Origin of the sequence: Planomonospora sp. ID67723 (assembly GCF_015711605.1) — a bacterium.
Taxonomy (GTDB): domain Bacteria; phylum Actinomycetota; class Actinomycetes; order Streptosporangiales; family Streptosporangiaceae; genus Planomonospora_A.
The window spans coordinates 2,397,030-2,417,048 of sequence record NZ_JABTEZ010000001.1 but is presented as its reverse complement, the minus strand read 5'-3'; the positions used below and the strand labels follow the sequence as shown (position 1 = coordinate 2,417,048).

Annotated in this window: 19 protein-coding genes and 1 pseudogene; 2 read left to right on the top strand and 18 right to left on the bottom strand. The window is 69.3% G+C overall.

Annotated features, from left to right (window positions below):
• Positions 1-18: 18 nt before the first annotated feature.
• The 13 genes and pseudogenes from atpD to HS041_RS11165 all read right to left on the bottom strand — a co-directional run bounded on the left by atpD (position 19) and on the right by HS041_RS11165 (position 12,126).
• A complete protein-coding gene (gene atpD, locus HS041_RS11225) occupies positions 19-1,446 on the bottom strand; it encodes a F0F1 ATP synthase subunit beta (RefSeq protein ID WP_196440400.1) in 1,428 nt (475 codons plus the stop codon).
• Position 1,447: 1 nt separating this feature from the next.
• Positions 1,448-2,347 carry a F0F1 ATP synthase subunit gamma gene (locus HS041_RS11220; protein WP_196440399.1) on the bottom strand — a complete coding sequence of 300 codons (900 nt, stop codon included), beginning with the start codon at positions 2,345-2,347 and terminating at the stop codon, positions 1,448-1,450.
• A 3-nt stretch (positions 2,348-2,350) separates the two neighbouring features.
• The gene (gene atpA, locus HS041_RS11215) at positions 2,351-4,000 is read right to left on the bottom strand and encodes a F0F1 ATP synthase subunit alpha (RefSeq protein ID WP_196440398.1); all 1,650 of its coding nucleotides are present in this window, start codon (positions 3,998-4,000) and stop codon (positions 2,351-2,353) included.
• Positions 4,001-4,023: 23 nt separating this feature from the next.
• Entirely contained in the window at positions 4,024-4,833 is an 810-nt protein-coding gene (locus tag HS041_RS11210) for a F0F1 ATP synthase subunit delta (RefSeq protein ID WP_196440397.1), read from the bottom strand.
• A gap of 85 nt (positions 4,834-4,918) precedes the next feature.
• Positions 4,919-5,464, bottom strand: coding sequence for a F0F1 ATP synthase subunit B (locus HS041_RS11205; protein WP_196440396.1), 546 nt, complete (start codon positions 5,462-5,464; stop codon positions 4,919-4,921).
• Between the two features lie 32 nt (positions 5,465-5,496).
• Positions 5,497-5,727, bottom strand: a complete 231-nt coding sequence (atpE, locus tag HS041_RS11200) for an ATP synthase F0 subunit C (protein ID WP_196440395.1) — start codon at positions 5,725-5,727, stop codon at positions 5,497-5,499.
• 60 nt (positions 5,728-5,787) lie between these two features.
• Positions 5,788-6,582, bottom strand: coding sequence for a F0F1 ATP synthase subunit A (atpB, locus tag HS041_RS11195; RefSeq protein ID WP_196440394.1), 795 nt, complete (start codon positions 6,580-6,582; stop codon positions 5,788-5,790).
• 67 nt (positions 6,583-6,649) lie between these two features.
• Positions 6,650-6,865, bottom strand: coding sequence for an AtpZ/AtpI family protein (locus HS041_RS11190; RefSeq protein WP_196440393.1), 216 nt, complete (start codon positions 6,863-6,865; stop codon positions 6,650-6,652).
• 75 nt (positions 6,866-6,940) lie between these two features.
• On the bottom strand, positions 6,941-7,366 hold the full coding sequence (locus HS041_RS11185) for a Cg1360 family ATP-synthase-associated protein (protein WP_196440392.1): 426 nt from the start codon (positions 7,364-7,366) through the stop codon (positions 6,941-6,943).
• Positions 7,367-7,752: 386 nt separating this feature from the next.
• Positions 7,753-8,901: pseudogene (locus tag HS041_RS11180) on the bottom strand (MraY family glycosyltransferase); the annotation flags it as partial.
• A 63-nt stretch (positions 8,902-8,964) separates the two neighbouring features.
• Positions 8,965-10,224 (bottom strand): serine hydroxymethyltransferase, encoded by a 1,260-nt coding sequence (gene glyA, locus HS041_RS11175; protein WP_304609515.1) that lies wholly within the window; start codon positions 10,222-10,224, stop codon positions 8,965-8,967.
• Positions 10,225-10,312: 88 nt separating this feature from the next.
• Positions 10,313-10,693 carry a hypothetical protein gene (locus HS041_RS11170; RefSeq protein ID WP_196440389.1) on the bottom strand — a complete coding sequence of 127 codons (381 nt, stop codon included), beginning with the start codon at positions 10,691-10,693 and terminating at the stop codon, positions 10,313-10,315.
• An 11-nt stretch (positions 10,694-10,704) separates the two neighbouring features.
• Positions 10,705-12,126, bottom strand: coding sequence for a hypothetical protein (locus tag HS041_RS11165; protein WP_196440388.1), 1,422 nt, complete (start codon positions 12,124-12,126; stop codon positions 10,705-10,707).
• Positions 12,127-12,332: 206 nt separating this feature from the next.
• Here HS041_RS11165 and HS041_RS11160 point away from each other — a divergent pair, with 206 nt between their 5' ends.
• Entirely contained in the window at positions 12,333-13,343 is a 1,011-nt protein-coding gene (locus HS041_RS11160) for an LCP family protein (RefSeq protein ID WP_196440387.1), read from the top strand.
• Positions 13,344-13,380: 37 nt separating this feature from the next.
• Here the strand turns inward: HS041_RS11160 and HS041_RS11155 are convergent, their stop codons facing one another.
• The 4 genes from HS041_RS11155 to rpmE all read right to left on the bottom strand — a co-directional run bounded on the left by HS041_RS11155 (position 13,381) and on the right by rpmE (position 16,307).
• A complete protein-coding gene (locus HS041_RS11155) occupies positions 13,381-14,046 on the bottom strand; it encodes an L-threonylcarbamoyladenylate synthase (RefSeq protein ID WP_196440386.1) in 666 nt (221 codons plus the stop codon).
• 12 nt (positions 14,047-14,058) lie between these two features.
• Complete coding sequence (gene prmC / locus HS041_RS11150; protein WP_196440385.1) at positions 14,059-14,913, bottom strand: peptide chain release factor N(5)-glutamine methyltransferase; 855 nt, start codon at positions 14,911-14,913, stop codon at positions 14,059-14,061.
• A gap of 9 nt (positions 14,914-14,922) precedes the next feature.
• Complete coding sequence (gene prfA, locus HS041_RS11145; RefSeq protein WP_196440384.1) at positions 14,923-15,975, bottom strand: peptide chain release factor 1; 1,053 nt, start codon at positions 15,973-15,975, stop codon at positions 14,923-14,925.
• 113 nt (positions 15,976-16,088) lie between these two features.
• Positions 16,089-16,307: a 50S ribosomal protein L31 gene (gene rpmE, locus HS041_RS11140; RefSeq protein WP_196440383.1), complete on the bottom strand. Its 219-nt coding sequence runs from the start codon at positions 16,305-16,307 to the stop codon at positions 16,089-16,091.
• Positions 16,308-16,575: 268 nt separating this feature from the next.
• Here rpmE and HS041_RS11135 point away from each other — a divergent pair, with 268 nt between their 5' ends.
• The gene (locus tag HS041_RS11135; RefSeq protein ID WP_196440382.1) at positions 16,576-17,697 is read left to right on the top strand and encodes a hypothetical protein; all 1,122 of its coding nucleotides are present in this window, start codon (positions 16,576-16,578) and stop codon (positions 17,695-17,697) included.
• Positions 17,698-17,850: 153 nt separating this feature from the next.
• Here the strand turns inward: HS041_RS11135 and rho are convergent, their stop codons facing one another.
• Positions 17,851-19,863: a transcription termination factor Rho gene (rho, locus tag HS041_RS11130; RefSeq protein ID WP_196440381.1), complete on the bottom strand. Its 2,013-nt coding sequence runs from the start codon at positions 19,861-19,863 to the stop codon at positions 17,851-17,853.
• Between the last annotated feature and the right edge of the window lie 156 nt (positions 19,864-20,019).

Below are 20,019 nucleotides of genomic sequence, written 5' to 3'. Positions count from 1 at the left end.
TACCGGCACCGAAGGCGACTAGCGGGCGAGTTCCTTGGCCTTGGCGATGGCCTGCTCGATGCCACCGACCATGAAGAACGCCTGCTCGGGCAGGTGGTCGTAGTCACCGGCGCACAGACCCTTGAAGGACGCGATGGTCTCGTCCAGCGGCACGAACTCACCCGGCTGGCCGGTGAACGCCTCGGCGGCGTACATCGGGTGGGACAGGAAGCGCTCGATGCGGCGGGCCCGGTTGACGGTGACCTTGTCCTCCTCGGAGAGCTCGTCGATACCGAGGATCGCGATGATGTCCTGCAGCTCCTTGTACTTCTGCAGGATCCGCTTGGTCTCCTGGGCCACGCGGTAGTGCTCCTCGCCGATGATCTGCGGGTCGAGGATCCGCGAGCTGGAGTCGAGCGGGTCCACCGCGGGGTAGATGCCCTTCTCCGAGATCGGCCGGGACAGAACGGTCTGCGCGTCGAGGTGCGCGAACGCGTTGTGCGGGGCCGGGTCGGTGATGTCGTCCGCGGGGACGTAGATCGCCTGCATCGAGGTGATCGAGTGACCGCGGGTCGAGGTGATGCGCTCCTGGAGAACGCCCATCTCGTCGGCGAGGGTCGGCTGGTAACCCACCGCGGACGGCATGCGGCCGAGCAGGGTGGAGACCTCGGAACCGGCCTGGGTGAACCGGAAGATGTTGTCGATGAACAGAAGCACGTCCTGCTTCTGCACGTCACGGAAGTACTCCGCCATGGTGAGGGCGGAGAGCGCGACGCGCAGACGCGTGCCCGGCGGCTCGTCCATCTGGCCGAAGACGAGCGCGGTGTCCTTGAGGACGCCCGCCTCCTCCATCTCCAGCCAGAGGTCGTTGCCCTCACGGGTACGCTCGCCGACGCCGGCGAAGCACGAGGTTCCGGAGAACTTCAGCGCGACTCGGCGGATCATCTCCTGGATCAGAACGGTCTTGCCGACACCGGCGCCACCGAACAGACCGATCTTGCCACCCTTCACGTACGGGGTGAGCAGGTCGATGACCTTGATGCCGGTGGGCAGCATCTCGGTGCGCGACTCGAGGGTGTCGAAGGCCGGGGAGGGGCGGTGGATGCCCCACTTCTCGGTGATCTTCAGGGAGGCGGTCGGCACGTCCAGGGACTCGCCGAGCGCGTTCCACACGTGGCCCTTGACGACGTCGCCGACCGGCACCGAGATCGGGTGGCCGGAGTCGGAGACCGCCGCACCGCGGACCAGGCCGTCGGTGGGCTGCATCGAGATGGCCCGGACCAGGTTGTCGCCCAGGTGCTGGGCGACCTCCATGGTCAGGGTCTTGGTCTCGCCGCCGACGGTGACGTCGACGTTCAGCGCGTTGAAGATGTCGGGCATCGCCTCGACGGGGAACTCCACGTCGACGACGGGACCGGTGACCCGGGCGACGCGGCCCACGCCGGTCTCAACAGTCTCTGCAGTCATTTCACTCTTTCCCCGCTGCGGCGTCAGCCAGCGCGTTCGCGCCACCGACGATCTCGCTGATTTCCTGGGTGATCTCGGCCTGGCGAGCCTGGTTCATCTGCATGGTGAACACGCGGATGAGCTCGTTGGCGTTGTCGGTCGCCGACTTCATGGCCCGGCGGCGCGCGGCGTGCTCCGAGGCCGCGGACTGGAGCAGCGTGCTGAAGATGCGCGACTCCACGTACCGCGGGAGCAGCGAGTCCAGCACGTCGCCCGCGGTGGGCTCGAACTCGAAGTACGGCAGCGGCGTCTCCGGCTTCTCGGTGGTCTCCACGACCTCCAGCGGCAGGACGCGCTTGACCGCGACCTCCTGCGTGAGCATGGAGACGAACTCGGTCGAGACGACGTGGATCTCGTCGATCCCGTCCTCGGCCGAGAACGCCGTGATGAGCGTGTTCGCGATCTCCTTGGCGTCGGCGTAGGAGGGGTTGTCGGAGAACCCGCCCCACTGGCCGCCCATCTCCCGGCCGCGGAAGCTGTGCCAGGTGATGCCCTTGCGTCCCACCACGTAGGGCACGGGCTCGACGCCCCTGCCCCGCAGCAGGCCGGCCAGGGCCTCGGCCTCGCGCAGGATGTTGGCGTTGAAGCCGCCGCAGAAGCCGCGGTCGCTGGTGACGATGAGCACGCCCGCCCTGCGGGGGTTCTCCTTCGCCACGGTCAGCGGGTGGTCGACGCTGCTGCTGTTGCTGACGACGCCCGTGACGGCGCGGGTGATCTCCCGCTCGTACGGCACGGCCGCCTGCATCCGCTGCTGCGCCTTCACGATGCGCGACGAAGCGATGAGCTCCTGGGCGCGCGTGATCTTCGCCGTGGACTTGACCGACTTGATCCGCCGCCGCAGCAGTCTTAGCTGGGCACCCATCGGCTACTTCTTCTCGTCCGTGCGGATCTGCTTGGTGATCTTCTCCTGGCCGACCTTGTCGGCGCCGAGCGCCGCGACCGGCTCCTCGTTGACCAGCAGCTCGCCCGCGGAGGTCTCGAAGCCCTTCTTGAACTGGGTGATCGCGTCCTTGAGCGTGGTGACCGTGTCGTCCGACAGGTCCTTGGTCTCGCGGATGGCGTCGAAGACACCCTTGTTCTCACGGCCCAGGTAGTCGAGGAACTCCGCCTCGAAGCGGCGGATGTCCTCTACGGGCACGTCGTCGAGCTCACCGGTGGTGCCGGCCCACACGGAGACGACCTGCTTCTCCACCGGGAACGGGCTGTACTGGGACTGCTTGAGCAGCTCGACCAGGCGCTGGCCGCGCTCCAGCTGGGCGCGGGAGGCCGCGTCCAGGTCGGAGGCGAAGGAGGCGAAGGCCTCCAGGTCGCGGTACTGCGACAGGGACAGCCGCAGCGTTCCGGCGACCTTCTTCATGGCCTTGATCTGGGCCGAACCGCCGACTCGGGAGACCGAGACACCGACGTTGATCGCCGGGCGCACGCCCGAGTTGAACAGGTCGGTCTCGAGGAAGCACTGGCCGTCGGTGATGGAGATGACGTTGGTCGGGATGAACGCCGAGACGTCGTTGCCCTTGGTCTCGATGACCGGAAGACCGGTCATGGAGCCGCCGCCCATGTCGGCGGAGAGCTTGGCGCAGCGCTCCAGCAGGCGGGAGTGCAAGTAGAAGACGTCGCCCGGGAAGGCCTCGCGGCCCGGCGGGCGGCGCAGCAGCAGGGAGACGGCGCGGTAGGCGTCGGCCTGCTTGGTCAGGTCGTCGAAGACGATGAGGACGTGCTTGCCCTGGTACATCCAGTGCTGGCCGATGGCCGAGCCGGTGTAGGGGGCGAGGTACTTGAAGCCGGCCGGGTCGGAGGCCGGGGCGGCGACGATGGTGGTGTACTCCATCGCGCCCGCCTCCTCGAGGCGGCCCTTGACCTGGGCGATCGTCGAGCCCTTCTGGCCGACGGCGACGTAGACGCAGCGGACCTGCTTCTCCGGGTCGCCGGAGAGCCAGTTCTCCCGCTGGTTGAGGATGGTGTCCACCGCGATCGCGGTCTTGCCGGTGCCGCGGTCACCGATGATCAGCTGGCGCTGGCCGCGGCCGATCGGCGTCATGGCGTCGACCGCCTTGAGACCGGTCTGCAGCGGCTCCTTCACCGGCTGGCGCTGGACCACGGAGGGGGCCTGGAGTTCGAGGGCACGCAGGCCCTCGGACTCGATGGCGCCCTTGCCGTCCATCGGATTGCCCAGCGGGTCGACCACGCGGCCGAGGAAGTTGTCGCCGACCGGCACGGAGAGGACCTCTCCGGTGCGGCGGACCGACTGGCCCTCCTCGATCTTGCTGAAGTCGCCCAGGATAACGACACCGATCTCCCGGACGTCCAGGTTCAGTGCCAGACCACGCGTGCCGTCCTCGAACTCGAGCAGCTCGTTCGCCATCGCCGAGGGAAGGCCGGAGACATGGGCGATGCCGTCGCCGCAGTCGACGACGGTCCCGATCTCCTCGCGCGCGGCGCCTTCCGGCTCGTACGCCTGGACGAAGCGCTCAAGCGCGTCCCGGATCTCGTCCGGCCGGATCGTAAGCTCCGCCATCTCTCTTCTGTCTCCCTATTCGCCTAGCCGGCCAACCGGCGGCGGACTTCTTCGATTCGTCCCGCGATGGTGGTGTCGATGAGGTCGTCCCCGATGCGAACGGAGAACCCACCGAGCACTCGCGGATCCACCTCGACGTTCAGGTGAACGTCGTGGCCGTACGAGGTGCGAAGCCACGCGGCGAGGCGCTGCTTCTGCTCCTCGGAGAGCGCGACGGCGCTGCGCACCACCGCGACGAGACGCTGCCGCTGAGACGCGACCAGGCTGCCGAACTCCTCCAGCCCACCGTCCAGGCTACGTCCTCGCGGGTGCACCACGATCTGCGTAACCAGACGGAGGGTCGTCGGGGCGACCTTCGCACCGAGCAGCGTGCCGAGCAGCTCCCGCTTGCCCTGCGCGGGCGCGGCCGGGTTGGCCAGCATCCGGTGCAGGTCCAGGTTTCCGGCGACGATGCGCCCGAACCGGAACAGCTCGTCCTCGACGTCGTCGAGCCTGCCCTGCGCCTCGGCCTCGGCCGCCGCGGCGACCACGCCGAGACGCTCCAGCGAGTCGGCCAGGTCGCCCGAGCGCGCCCACCTCGCGGAGACGGCCGCCACGGCCGTCTCCAGAGCGGCGGCGCTGACCTTGCCCTCCAGCAGGACCCGGAGGATCTGGGCCTTCTGCTCGGCCGGGCGCGCGGCGTCGGACATGCTCCGGCGGAGCCCGTGCTCACGGTCGAACAGGTCGGCGACCGAGAAGAGCTCGTCGGCCAGCGTGCCGAGGTCGGCGCTTCCCGCCACGGCGTTGAAGCGTTCTTCGACCTCGGCCAGCGAAGCCCTGCTCAGACCCCTCATCGGTCGCTCACCGCTCCTCGTTCGCTGTGCAGCCCGCTCGTGCCTCGCGAGCCGCGCCGCTCACTGCGTCGGGTTCGCTCCATCATCAGCGGACCGCCGCGCTGCTCGACTCGAGCTCCTCCAGGAACCGGTCGACGGTGCGGCGCTGGCGCGCCTCGTCCTCGAGGGACTCACCGACGATGCGGCTCGCCAGGTCGGTCGAGAGCCGGCCGATCTCGGAGCGGAGCTGGGCGAACGCCTGCTGGCGGTCGGCCTCGATCTGGGCGTGCGCCGCCTCGATGAGGCGGCGGGCCTCGGCCTGCGCCTCCTCACGGAGCTCGGCCTTGATCTGCGCGCCCTGCTCGCGGGCCTCTTCACGCAGGCGGGACGCCTCGTGACGGGCCTCGGCGAGCTGCTCCTTGTACTGCGCGAGCAGCGCCTGGGCTTCGGCCTGGGCGTCCTGCGCCTTCTGGATGCCGCCCTCGATCGCCTCGGTCCGCTCGTTCAGAGTCTTCTGAATGCGCGGGGTGAGGATCTTGCCGACGACGATGAGGACGACAGCGAAGGCGAAGATGCCGACGACCAGCTCGTAGGTGTGCGGGATGAGCGGGTTGTTCCCCTCCGCCGCCACGAGCGAAGCTGCTGTGATCATTGGTGCAGCCTTCCGTCAGAGATATTCGGGTCTTACTGGCCGAACATGAACGGCGCGACGAGACCGATGAGGGCCAGGGCCTCGGTGAGGACGAAGCCGAGCAGCATGTTCTGGCGGATCAGGCCGTAGGCCTCGGGCTGGCGGGCGATGGCCTGCACACCCTGACCGAAGATGATGCCGACGCCGATGCCGGGGCCGATCGCGGCGAGACCGTAGCCGATGGAACCGAGGGAGCCGGTCACCTCAGCGAGGACGTTCGTCATTGTTCTTCCTTTACTGGTCGGCCGGCGGGGTATCGCCGGTCTGGATATTCGAGGTGGGTCTTAGTGCTCGGCGTGGAGCGAGTTGCCGATGTACATCGCGGCGAGCATCGAGAAGAGGAACGCCTGCAGGAACTGGATGAACATCTCGAAGCCCGTCATGGCGATCGTCATGACGACACCGATCACACCGAGCGGGGCGCCCAGCGGGGTGAGCTTCTCGAAGAGGAACCAGAAGCCGACCAGGCTGAAGAACGCCAGGATGATGTGGCCGGCGAACATGTTGGCGAACAGTCGCACCGCGTGCGTGAAGGGCGCGATGATCATGTTGGAGAGGAACTCCAGCGGAGCCATCAGCACGTAGATCGGCTTGGGCAGGCCCGGCGGGAACATCATGTTCTTGAAGTAGCCGACCAGGCCCTGGTGCTTGACACCCAGGTAGATCTTGAGGATGTAGATGCTCAGGGCCAGCACGATCGGGAAGGCGATGTGCGAGGCGACCGGGAACTGGAAGACGGGGACGACACCCATCAGGTTCCAGATCCAGACCATGAAGAAGATGCTCAGCAGCAGGCCCATCCACCGGTCGGCGTCCTTGCCGAGGAACGGCCGGGCGACCTGGTCGCGGACGAACATGTAGCCCATCTCGGCGACGTTCTGCACACCCCGGGGCACGATCTTCGGGTTGGCGAAGGCGGCCCAGCAGAAGGCGATGACGATCACCGAGCTCAGCAGCGCGAGGAGCACCGGCTTGGTGAACCAGGTGACGCCGGCGATGATCGGCGGAAGGTCGAAGAGTTCCAGCCCCGGAGGCGTGAACTTGTCCTCGGGAGCGGTGAGGAGCGTCAGCGTGCTCACGCGGCGGTCCCTTCAACGTGGTAGTGGATCGAAACGGCTTCGTCGGCGAGTCGGCCGCAGCCGAGGACTAGCGGCCGTACTTCCGGTAGACCAGGTAGACGGCGAGAGCGACACCGAGAATCAGCCCGATCGGAGTGAAGGCGACCACGCCCGTCCACTTGGACAGCAGCCAGCCCGCCCCGCCGTAAAAGATCATCCCGGAGAGCAGATAGCTGGGGATCGACCAAGCGGCGTCGGCGAAGTCGCGGCCGTCGTCCTCGGGCCGGATTTTCTTCTCGCTCATCGCGGCCACGACGATAGCAGGCATGGTGAGGGCTAGTCATATCGGGCCCCACCCCACCCGAGGAGATCTTAATCCTCATCGGGGATCACCTTGGCCCGGGACCTTACCCTCCGGGTCGACGTAGAGCATCTTGAGCTTCATGAAGCCGCGCATCTCGCCGACGGTCCAGGCCAGGGTGCAGACGATGGCGGCCCAGCCGAAGGCTTTGGGCTCGAACGCGGTGGCGTCCTCGAAGGCCTTGAGCATCGCCATGACCGCCAGGATCTTGACCGCGTAGGTCACCACCGCGGCGGTCATCATCATCATCGGCGACACGCGGCTGGCGTAGGAGACCGCGACCAGCCCGAGGGTGAAGAAGACCGAGACGACCAGCAGGCCGATCGCGGCGCCCAGCGCGCCCTTGCCGCCCGCCAGCAGGGCCGCGACCACGACCACGGCCAGCCCCGCCAGAGCCGTGGGAACCACGGCCCCCTTCAGGAGGCGCACGTCGTTGGCCTGCATCGGCACTCCCAGTGACAGTTATCAAGCGAGCGATTGCTACCTAGCAGGCCTCGTACTGTTCAACGCCTGCTAGTGAAAGCTATCACAAGCTCTTGGAAGAGCGCCTTTACCTGCCGTTTCAAGTAAACGATCAAGCGGTTTCCGGGAGGTGGTCAGCGCGGCGTCTCACCGGTCGGGAAACGTGTCCCGGGAGCGCTGAGTGACAGGTCGGACAGCGCCGACAGCTCCGCCGTGTCATCGCCCACCGACGGCGCGCCGGGGAGCGGAGGCTCGGGGAAGGCCGGGCGGAGGGGCTGCTGAAGCGGAGGTTCCGCGGGAAGTGTGTGAGCCCCCCGCGCGGACGAGGGCTCGGGAGCCTGCGGGGCGGCGGCCTGCTCATGGGCGGGCCCGTCGCCGGGACGGGTGTGACGGCCGGCGGCGTGCGCTCCCCCGCCGTTGCGGCGCAGGCGCGGCAGCGCCATCGCCACCAGCCCGCCGACGGCCAGCAGCACGGTGAGCGGGAACAGGACCAGCGGGACGCCCTCGACGGACATCGCCACGACCGCGAAGGCGAACAGGAACGTCCACGCATACATGATCAGGACGCTGCGGCGGTGCGAGTGCCCGATGTCCAGCAACCGGTGGTGCAGGTGGCCGCGGTCGGGGGCGAACGGCGACAGGCCGTTGGACGTGCGCCGGATCACCGCCATGATCAGGTCGAGCAGCGGCAGCACCAGGATCGCGACCGGCACCAGCATCGGCAGGATGACGGGGAAGCGGTTGATGCTGCTGGAGTCGAGCGGGGTGACGGTGATCATCGTGGAGGCGAGGACCAGGCCGATCAGCATCGCCCCGGTGTCTCCCATGAAGATCTTCGCCGGATGGAAGTTGTGCGGCAGGAAGCCCAGGCACATGCCGATCAGCACTGCGGTGACCGCGGCGGTGACGTTGATGCTGGTGTTCCCGAAGTCCTTGGACAGCGCGACGGAGTAGGTCCAGGTGGCCATGGCCGCGATGCCCACGATCCCGGCGGCCAGCCCGTCCAGCCCGTCGACGAAGTTGACCGCGTTGATCATGACGACGATGACCATGATCGTGATCAGCGGGCTCAGCGTGGAGTCGAGGACGTAGAGGCCGCCCATGCTGGTGGGCAGCGGGATCCAGGGCAGGCTGACCCCGAAGGCGACCAGCACGCCCGCCGCGCCGATCTGGCCGGCCAGCTTGATCAGGGCGTCCATGCCCCACCAGTCGTCCAGGAAGCCCGTCAGCGTGATCAGGCCGCCCGCGAGGATCAGTCCGAGGACGATCTTCCCTCCGCTCGCGGCCTCCTCCATGAGCTTCCCCCCGGCGTACGGCAGCTTGGCGGCCACCAGCAGGCCCGCCACCAGCCCGCCGTACATGGCCAGGCCGCCCAGGCGCGGTGTCGGGATGGTGTGCACGTCCCGGTCGCGGACCTCGGGCATCGCACCGATGCGGATGGCGAAGACGCGGACCAGCGGGACCAGAAGGTAGGTCGCCGCAGCCGCGACGAGCGCCATCAGTAGGTATTCGCGCACGGACCTAGTTTCCCGGATAGTCCGGCCAACTGTGACCGGAAAACGGCACAGAACAACTCATAATTAGCTGGGATATGCGGGATAGGCGGCTGTCAGCGCCGCCACGCGCTCCCCGACCTCCCCCGCCGAGCCGGGGTCGCGGACGGCCCGGGCCACCAGCGAGGCCAGCTCTTTCATCTCCTCCACGCCCATCCCCTGCGTGGTCACGCAGGGGGTTCCCACCCGGATGCCGGAGGTCACCGTGGGCGGCTCGGGGTCGTAGGGGATCGCGTTGCGGTTGAGTGTGATCCCCGCGGCGGCGCACCGCTGCTCCGCCTCCGCACCGGAGACCCCGGTATCGCGCAGGTCGACCAGGGCCAGATGACTGTCGGTGCCGCCGGAGACCGGCCGCATGCCCTCCGCGGCCAGCGCGTCGGCCAGCGTCCGGGCGTTGTCCACCACCCGCCGCGCGTAGTCGGCGAACTCCGGCTGGAGCGCCTCTCCGAAGGCCACCGCCTTGGCCGCCACGGCGTGCATGAGCGGACCGCCCTGGACGAACGGGAACACCGCCCGATCGATCTTCGTCGCCAGCTCGGCCGTGCACATGATCCCGCCGCCGCGCGGGCCGCGCAGCGCCTTGTGCGTGGTGAAGGTCACCACGTCGGCGTACGGCACCGCGGACGGCAGGGCTCCTCCCGCCATCAGCCCCACGGTATGCGCGACGTCGGCGAGCAGCCAGGCGCCCACCTCGTCGGCGATCCCCCGGAAGGCCGCGAAGTCGATCTCTCTCGGATAGGCCGTGGCGCCACAGATGATCATCTTGGGCCGGCGGCGCAGCGCCAGCTCCCTGACCTCGTCGTAGTCGATCAGCTCGGTGTCCCGGCGCACGCCGTACGCCACGATGTCGAACCACCTGCCGGAGAAGTTGACCTTCGACCCGTGGGTGAGGTGGCCCCCGTGCGGCAGCGCCATGGCCAGCACGGTGTCGCCCGGTTGGAGCAGTGCGGCGTAGGCCGCCAGGTTGGCCGAGGCCCCCGAGTGCGGCTGCACGTTGACGTGGTCGGCGCCGAACAACTGCCGGGCCCGGTCGACGGCGAGCCGCTCGGCCCGGTCGACGACCTCGCACCCGCCGTAGTACCGCCGGCCGGGATAGCCCTCGGCGTACTTGTTGGTGAGCGTCGAACCGAGCGCGGCCAGCACCGCCGGCGAGGCGAGATTCTCGCTCGCGATGAGCTGGATGCCGCCGCGCAGGCGGTCGAGCTCGTCGAGGAGCACCTTCGCCATCTCCGGATCCTGCCTGAGCAGAAGGCCGAAATCTGGCCCGTAGTACGGCGCAGAGCTCAATTGCCTCACTCCGTTCGGCGGCTCGGGCTGATGACCCACCTCCCCACTGTAAGCCCGGCGGCCCTCGTTATCCCATGTCAGGGCGGGATCAGGAGAACGCGTGTGGAGCTCCTGCGTCGGCCGGCACCCAGCGGGGCGTGTCGGCGGCCTGGTCGCTGATCGAGGTGAGGATGGCCTGCCGGTACTGGCCGAGGCGGGCCCGCCACTCCGCCAGGTCCTCCACGTAGCGGTCTCCCACCGGGGCGTCCCAGACATCGCGGCTCTTGGCCAGCTGGTAGGCCCTGTCGAGGGAGGAGGTCAGCGTCTCCAGCATGGGCAGCACCTGCTGCCAGAGCACGACCAGCCGCTGGTATTCGGGGTTGAACTGCCACGCCGTGGCCGTCTCCGGGGACGGCACGCCGGACCTCCTGCCCTGCGGCGGGGTCTCCCCCGGCTGGAGCGGCTGGGGGGCGGGCGGGTCTGCGTACATCCGAAGGCTCCTCACGCCGACTCTGGACCTGACGACGGACCCGACGGACCCGACGGACCCGACGACGCGCCGGGGGGCGGGATGGGCCTGCCCGGGTCGCCCGGGTCCACCTCCCCCGCCGGGCCGTCCGGCCGGACGTCCATGGGCGTCCAGGGGCCCCGGCCCCATGTCTCCCCGTCGGGGACCTGGACGCCGGGCATGTCGAGCGGCTCGATCTCGCGCACGTTGTCGACCAGTGTCCTGAGCGCGTCCAGGTCCAGCCGCCCGGCCTGGGCCGACACCACGTCGCTGCCGTCGTTCGCCCACCTCGCCACCGCCTCCTCCGGCGTGCCGGAGCCGCCGGGGGCCGTCCCGCCGGTTCCGCTCCGGCCTTCCGCACCCGTGTCGCCGCCCGTGCCCGGCGGCTGCACCGTCTGGCCGGGAGCCGGTTCGGCCGTTTCGAGAACGGACGACTCGGGCTTGGCGGAAGGAAGGGGATCACCGGGCTCGACCTGACCGGGCCGCGTGTCGGCGCCGTCCGCGACGCCGTCCACGGTGGGCATGTCCATCGGCGGGATGTTCTCGATGTCCTTCAGCAGCGCCTCGACCTCCTCCGCGGTGGGCGGGTCGAGCGGGATCTGCAGCACCTTGACGCCGTCGACCTCGACGACTTGGGGCCGCAGCTCGCCCGTCTGGTCGATGTCGTCGGGATGGTTCTTCTCCGGCGTGTCCAGCGGGTCGTCACCCGGCGTCCCGCCGCCGTCCCTGGGCGGGCGCTCGTCCCCCTTGGAGTCGGCGTCCGGCTTGGCTTCCGGCGCGGAGTCGGCGTCCGGCTTGGGGTCGGGCCTCGTCTCCGGCGCGGAATCCCTTTCCTGCCCCGCGTCCGGCTTGGGGTCCGGTGCCGGGTCCTGCGCGCCGGAACGGCCGTCACCCGATGCCCCGCCGCCGTCCCTGGGCGAGCGCTCGTCTCCCTTGGAGTCGGCGTCGGGCTTGGCGTCGGGCTTGGGATCCGGTGCGGAATCCCTCTCCCCCGAATCCGGCTTCGGCGGATCGTCGGCGGACTGGTCCTCGATGCGGGGGTTCCCGCCGGAGTCCGGGACGGCGGGTCTCAGATCCTCGGCTTTCGGGGGCTCCGGTTTCGAGGCGTCCCGTTCCGGAGCCTCCGCTTTCGGGGCGGGCGTCGCGGGTTCCCCGGTCCCGGGCGCCGGGGCGGGAGTCGTCTTCTGCTCGATCTTCTTCTCCAGCAGGACCACCCGCGCCGAGACGTCCTTGACCATCGCGTCGCACGCCTCGGCGATCTGCACGGGACGGTGGGTGGACTGGGCGGACAACCCGTTCTCGCTCATCAGCCGGGTTATCCGGCCCTCGATCGTCCGCATCTGCCCGGCTGCCCGCTCCACCTCGGACAGCAGGTCGCGGACCAGCTCGGGGTCCATTCCGTCGAACTTGCCCATGGGCGTCTCCCGGGTGTCGGCCCACTTCACGGTACCGGTGAGACCGCCACGCGTCACGGTGATACCCAGCCGGCATAGCCGGCGGGAACAAGGCGCAGTCCCTGAGGTCGATGCACGGAATGTTCACGTTGATACCAGTGCGCCGTAAAGTATCGGCAGGTCACATGGCGGCCTCGTGAGACGCCAGTTCGATTGGGGACAGCCAGATGCGTCGTGCTCTCCGCTTCCTGCTCATCACCGGCGTCACCGGGATCCTGATGGGTTCCTGCGCTGCGGGGGCGCTCTACGCCTTCCAGGCCAGCCTCGACAGCGAGATCGCCCGCATCCCGGACGCGCTGCCCACCAGCGAGGCGGAGCGCCCCACACCCGAGGCGGGTGTCGGCGAGAACTGGCTCCTCGTCGGGACCGACAGCAGATCCGAGGCGGCGACCACCGGCGAGGACGCCGGGAAGCGGCTGTGGCAGCCCGGACAGCAGCGCACCGACACGATCATGCTGATCCACCTCTCCGAAGGTCACAACCGGGTCTGCGTGGTGTCGATCCCCCGGGACGCCTGGGTCACGGTCCCGGGCAGGGGCAAGGCGAAGATCAACGCTGCTTTCTCCTGGGGCGGGCCGTCCCTGCTGATCAGAACGGTGGAGAAGGCCACCGGCGTCCGGATCGACCACTACGCCGCGATCGACTTCCAGGGGTTCTCCTCGGCCGTCGACACGATCGGCGGGGTCGACGTCGACATCGCCAGGACGGTGTACGACCCCCACCGGCGCGTGACCTGGCAGGCCGGCCGCCAGCACCTCAACGGCGACAAGGCGCTCCAGTTCGTCCGCCAGCGGGCCAACCTGCCGGGCGGCGACTTCGACCGGATCAAACGCCAGCAGGCCCTGCTGAACTCCATCGCCGACAAAGTCCTCAGCGCCGAGACGCTGACCAACCCCGTCAAGGTCAACGACCTGCTGCGCGCTCTGACCAAGGCCTTCAGCGTCGATGCGGGGGTCACCACCGGGATGCTCAGGTCCCGGCTGATCGACCTGACCGGTCTCCAGTCTCTGGACTACGTCACCATGCCGGTGAAGGGCACCGGCATGGAGCGTTCCCAGAGCGTCGTCTACCTCGACCCGGCGGGGGTGCGCGCCCTGAGCGAGTCGATCAAGGACGACCGCGTCGACGACTACGTGCAGGAGAACGGGAGCGGCAACGCGGTGGACACGGTGAGCTGACCCGGCCGTACCCGGCCGGGCCGGTCTTCGGAGGCGGTCAGTCTTCGGAGGCGGGGTCGGCGTCCGTCGCCACGTAGCCGATCACATCGCGCAGCTTCTCCACCGGGACCGCGCCCCGGCGCAGCAGCCTGGGCACGGCGGTGGTGAGGTCGAGGATCGTGGAGGGGACCTCGTCCGCGCAGGGCCCTCCGTCGAGATAGACCGAGACCGAGTCGCCGAGCTGCTTCTCCGCGTCGGCGGCCGTGGTCGCGGCGGGGGCTCCGGAGCGGTTGGCGCTGGAGACGGCCATCGGACCCGTGTCCTTGAGCAGGTCCAGGGCGACCGGGTGCAGCGGCATGCGGATCGCCACGGTGCCCTTGGTGTCGCCCAGGTCCCACGAGAGCGAACGGTTCACCCGGCAGACCAGCGTGAGGGGACCGGGCCAGAAGGCGTCCACCAGGTCCTGGCCGTACGGCCCGAGGTTCTCCACCAGGGCGTTGGCCGCACGCACGGTGCCGACCAGGACGGGCACCGGCATGTCCCGGCCGCGTCCCTTGGCCTCCAGCAGGCGGGCGACGGCCGACTGCGTGAACGCGTCACCGCCGATGCCGTAGACGGTGTCGGTCGGGAGCACCACCAACTCGCCACGCCGTACGGCTGACGCCGCGTCGGTCAGTCCCGCGGCGCGCTGCTCCGCGTCGGTGCAGTCATAGCGTCTGCTCACGGCGTTCGATCCTCATTCCTGGCCGAAACGGGCGGTGACGAAACGATCCCTGCGGGCGAGGTCCTGGCGGCTGCGCACGTCGCGCCAGCCGTTCTCCTCGGAGAAGATCAGGTAAACCGGGGTTCCCTGCTCGTCGGCGTGCTCCACCGCGACGAACCCGCCGGGCCGCAGCAGCCGCCTGGCGGTCCGCTCCACGGCCCTGACCTCGTCGAGGCCGTCGCTGCCCGAGCCGTACAGGGCACGACGCGGGTCGTAGTCGCGCACCTCGGGATCACGCGGGATCGCGCCCGGAGGGATGTACGGCGGATTGGAGACGACCAGGTCCACCTGGCCGTCGAGCTCGGGCAGGGCGTCGGCGAGGTCCGCAGGGTGCAGGTGCACCCTGCCCTGGCCCTGCTCCATGATGTTGCGCTTGGCCCACCGGTAGGCGTCGGGGTCGACCTCGACCGCGTGCACCGTGGCCAGCGCGACCTCCTGCGCGATGGACAGCGCGATCGCGCCGGAGCCGGTGCCGAGGTCCACGACCACCGGGGCGGCCACGTCCATCTCCCGCAGCCGGTCGATGGCCCAGCCCGCCACCACCTCCGTCTCCGGACGCGGGACGAAGACACCCGGTCCGACCTCCAGGGAGAGGTAGCGGAAGTACGCCCGGCCGGTGATGTGCTGGAGCGGTTCGCGGGCCTCGCGCCGGGCGACGCCCTCCCAGAACAGCGCGTCGAAGTCCGCGTCCGCCACGGTGTGCAGCTCGCTGCGCCGCACGCCGTGGACGAAGGCGGCGATCTCCTCGGCGTCGGTGCGCGGCGACGGCACACCCGCCTCGGCGAGCCTGGCGGTGGCGAGGGCGATCTCGTCCAGCAGAAAGGTCATGGGCGCGTTCTATGAGTGGGCGGCGAGCTTCTCCGCCATCTCGGCGTCGAGCAGGGACTGGATGACGGCCGACAGGTCCCCGTCCAGCACCTGGTCGAGGTTGTAGGCCTTGAAGCCGACCCGGTGGTCGGAGATGCGGTTCTCGGGGAAGTTGTAGGTCCGGATGCGCTCGGAGCGGTCCACCGTGCGGATCTGGGACTTGCGCTCGGCCATCGCCGCGGCGTTGGCCTCCTCTTCGGCGATGGCCTGCAGGCGCGCCCGCAGGATGCGCATGGCCGACTCCTTGTTCTGGAGCTGGCTCTTCTCGTTCTGGCAGGAGGCGACCACGCCGGTCGGGACGTGCGTGATGCGTACCGCCGAGTCGGTGGTGTTGACGCTCTGCCCGCCGGGGCCGCTGGACCGGTAGACGTCGATGCGCAGGTCGTTCGGGTCGATCTGGACGTCGACCTCCTCGGCCTCCGGGTAGACCAGGACGCCCGCCGCGCTGGTGTGGATGCGCCCCTGGGACTCGGTGACCGGCACGCGCTGCACGCGGTGCACGCCGCCCTCGAACTTCAGCTTCGACCAGACGCCGTCGTCGCCCTTGGCCTTCACCGCGACCGTGACGTCCTTGTAGCCGCCGAGGTCGGAGTGGGTCATGTCGATGATCTCGGTCTTCCAGCCGACCCGCTCGGCGTAGCGGAGGTACATCCGCAGCAGGTCGCCGGCGAACAGCGCCGACTCCTCACCGCCCTCGCCCGCCTTGATCTCCATGATGATGTCCTTGTCATCGTTGGGATCGCGCGGGACGAGCAGATGCCGGAGCTTCTCCTCCAGCTCGGGGACGCGCGCCTCGAGCTCCTTGGCCTCCTCGGCGAAGGCCTCGTCCTCGGGGGCCAGCTCCTTGGCCGTGGCCAGGTCGCTCTGCACTCCCTCGAGCTCGCGGTAGGTGGTGATGATCGGGGTCAGCTCGGCGTAGCGCCGGCTGAGCGTGCGCGCCTGCGTGGGGTTGGCGTGCACGGCGGGATCGGCGAGCTTGAGTTCCAGCTCGGCGTACTCACTGAGCAGCTCGTCGAGGTTCACCGCACGTCCTTCTTCCTTGAGAGCCCTTCAAGCCTGCCTCATCACCACGAACGCCGACCCGGGCACACCCCTCGCGGACGAGGGACGGTGTCGGGCCGGCGTCGGGACGAGGGCTACTGGCCCGTGGACTTCTTGCCGAAGCGCTTCTCGAAGCGCGCCACCCGGCCGCCGGTGTCCAGGATCTTCTGCTTGCCCGTGTAGAACGGGTGGCAGGCGGAGCACACGTCGGCGTGGATCGTGCCGCTCTTGGCGGTGCTGCGGGTGGTGAAGGAGTTACCGCAGGTGCAGGTCACCTGAGTGGTGACGTACTCCGGGTGAATGTCGGGCTTCATAACGTTCGTCCTCTCCAATGCGCGGTCGCCGGGTCGCCACATCTCTCGCCGCTACGGCGTGCGCGCTGGAGCACACTGAGGTGCGCGCGGGCGGGAACCGGAACCGCTGCGGTTCGGCTACCAGTGTGCCAGATGCTCAAACCATTCCAGGCCACGGGACATTCCCAGGCGGCCGTTACCTGCATCTGTAGACGCGTCACGCGCGTCCCACTAGGCTCCGGTGCCCAAACTGTACCTTTTCCCACTTTTTTACCCGAGTAAGGGGACCATGATGAGGAAGGGAATGCGGCTGCTGCTGGCGGCCGCAACGGGGGCTGCCGTCTTCGCCAGTGGTACGGCGACAGCGTTCGCCACCCAGAACAAGACCGCTGCGATGGCCTGCGACCTCGTCGCCGCCGACGTCACCGCGCTGACCGTGGACGACCCTTACGTCCCGCTCAAGGAAGACGCCACCATCACCTTCGAGGCGACCCTCAAGGACGCCTGGAAGCTGGATGGCGGAACGCCCAAGAAGGTCGAGAGGAACATCACCGCGGTCAAGGCCGAGTTCCAGCGGGTCGGCGAGACCGCCTGGAACGCCGCCACGATCGGCGACCTCCCCGCCGTTCCGGCCCCGCCCGCCACCGGTGACGCGACGCTCCCGGCGGAGGCGGTCAAGCTCAAGGGCAGCTTCAAGATCACCAAGGACAACAAGGACGGCAAGTGGCTCGTCCGCCTGCTGGTCAGCCGCGGCGGCGACACCAAGGAGAGCTGCAAGGAGGTGACGGTCGACCCGCAGGTCAAGTTCGTCTCCGCCTCGGTCACCGACCCGGTCGTCATCAGCACCAGCGGTGACACCGAGGTCAAGGTCCGCGCCAACGTCATCGGCGCGTCCACGGTCAAGGGCAAGCTCTACAACAACGACGGCGGCGACTCGGTCGACATCACCCTGGAGAAGGGCAGCAGCGCCAACACCTGGTTCGTCGACACCTACTTCGACTCCTCCTTCTCCACCGGGTACTGGACCCTCGACCTGGAGGCCTCCCGAGGCGGCCAGGCCCTGGAGGTCAAGAAGGCCGACACCTTCTCCGTCCAGAGGGGCGCGTCCAAGAAGGCCAAGTCCAAGATCTCCTTCGACGTGACCGCGAACAAGGTCAAGAAGGGCAAGTCCATCCGCCTGTTCGGCAAGGTCTACCGGGGCAGCTCGGCCTACGCCGGCAAGATGGTCGGGCTCTACTACAAGAAGAAGGGCGGCAGCTGGAAGTTCGCCTACTACGTCAAGGCGACCGGCAGCGGCCAGTACAGCAAGACGATCAAGCCGAAGTTCGACGCGTACTGGCGAGCCAACGTGAGCGGCACCAGCAAGACCTACGGTGCCACCTCCGGCTACGAGTACGTCGACGTCCGCTAGCGGAACAGCGGGCGGCAAGGCTGTACGGCTCGCGTCCCCAACCCCGGGCGCAAGCCGTACAGCCGCCGGACAGGCGGGAAACAGAGACGAAGAGACAAGGGAAACGCCCGGTGGCCTCGGCCACCGGGCGTTTCCCTTGCGCCGGGAGAGCGATCAGTCGCGGTCGGAGCTGACCGTCGTCTTCTGCACCTGGAGCAGGAACTCCGCGTTGGACTTGGTCTCCTTCATCTTCTCCAGGAGAAGCTCCAGAGCCTGCTGCATGTCCAGGGCGTGCAGCACGCGCCGCAGCTTCCAGACGATCTGCAGCTCGTCCTTCGACATGAGGATCTCCTCCTTGCGGGTGCCGGACGCGTCGACGTCCACCGCGGGGAAGATCCGCTTGTCGGCGAGGCCGCGGTTGAGCTTGAGCTCGGCGTTGCCGGTGCCCTTGAACTCCTCGAAGATGACCTCGTCCATCTTGGAGCCGGTCTCGACCAGCGCCGTGGCGAGGATCGTCAGCGAGCCGCCGTTCTCGATGTTGCGGGCGGCGCCGAAGAAGCGCTTGGGCGGGTAGAGCGCCGTGGAGTCCACACCACCGGACAGGATGCGGCCGGAGGCGGGGGCCGCCAGGTTGTAGGCCCGGCCCAGACGGGTGATCGAGTCGAGCAGCACGACGACGTCGTGGCCCAGCTCCACCAGGCGCTTGGCCCGCTCGATGGCGAGCTCGGCGACCGTGGTGTGGTCCTCGGCGGGACGGTCGAAGGTCGAGTGGATGACCTCGCCCTTCACCGACCGCTGCATGTCGGTGACCTCTTCCGGACGCTCGTCGACGAGGACGACCATCAGGTGGCACTCGGGGTTGTTCCGGGTGATCGCGTTGGCGATCGCCTGGAGCACCATCGTCTTGCCCGCCTTGGGCGGGGAGACGATGAGGCCGCGCTGGCCCTTGCCGATCGGGGCGACCAGGTCGATGATCCGGGTCGTCAGGATGTTCGGCTCGGTCTCCAGACGCAGGCGCTCCTGCGGGTAGAGCGGCGTGAGCTTGTTGAAGTCGGGCCGCTGGCGGGCCTGCTCCGGGTCCATGCCGTTGACCGTGTCGAGGCGGACGAGCGCGTTGAACTTCTCGCGGCGCTCGCCGTCGCGCGGCTGGCGGACGGCGCCGGTCACGACGTCGCCCTTGCGCAGGCCGTTGCGGCGGATCTGGGCCAGCGAGACGTAGACGTCGTTGGAGCCGGGCAGGTAACCGCTGGTCCGGACGAACGCGTAGTTGTCGAGGATGTCCAGGATGCCGGCGATCGGGATGAGGACGTCGTCCTCGCCGACCACGGGCTCGCTGCCGTCGAAACGGTCCCGGCCGCGGCGGTTGCGCTCCCGGAACCGGCCACGGCGTCCGCGGCGCTCGTCGTCCTCCGCGCCGGCTCCGTGCTGGTCGCCGCCCCGGCCCTGCGGGCCCCGGTTCTGGTCGGCGCGCTCGCCGCGGTCGGCGCGGTCGGTGCGCTCGCCACGGTCGGTGCGCTCGCCACGGTCGGTGCGCTCACCGCGGTCGGTGCGCTCACCGCGGTCGGTGCGCTCACCGCGGTCGGTGCGCTCACCGCGGTCGGTACGGTCGGTGCGCTCGCCGCGGACCTGGCCCGCGTCGGCGGCGCGCTGGTCGGCGCGGCCCTCGCCGCGCTCACGGCCCTCGCCGCGCTCACGACGCTCGCCACGGCCGCGACGCTCGCCGCGCTCACGACGGCCCTCGCCGCGCTCGGGGCGGCCCTCGGGCTGACCGGCCTCGGTCTGCTGCTCCACGACGGGGGCGGCGGCGACCGGCTCGGGGGCCGCCACCGGCTCGGGCGTGGGCTCCGCGACGGGCGCGGCGGCCCGGGAACGTTCCCTGCGGCTGCGCGCGGGACGCTCGGCGGCCGGTTCGGCGGCGGCAGGGGCCTCCTGGACCGCGGCCGGGGCCGGGGCGCTCTCCGCGGAGACGCCCTGCTTCTCCTGGATGGCCGCGATCAGTTGGCTCTTGCGCATCCGCCCGGTCCCGCTGATACCGAGACCGGACGCCATGGCCTGCAGCTCGGGCAGCACCATGGCGGACAGGCCTGTGCCGGAGCGACGACGCTTGGTCGCGGCGCGGGTGGGGGTGTCGCCGGCCGCCGGCTGAGTGCCATTGGCGTCGGAGAGGAGTTCGGTGGTGTCGCTCACTAATGGGTCCTTCCCAGGGGTCGGGCGTGGCCACGATCGGCCAATCGTCCCGGTGGTGCGATCGACCCGGTGGGACAAGACCGGGTCGGGTTGCACGTCGCGATCCTCGACGGCCCTTGAGAGCCGCCGCCACTGTCGGGGAAGGGCGCACCCATG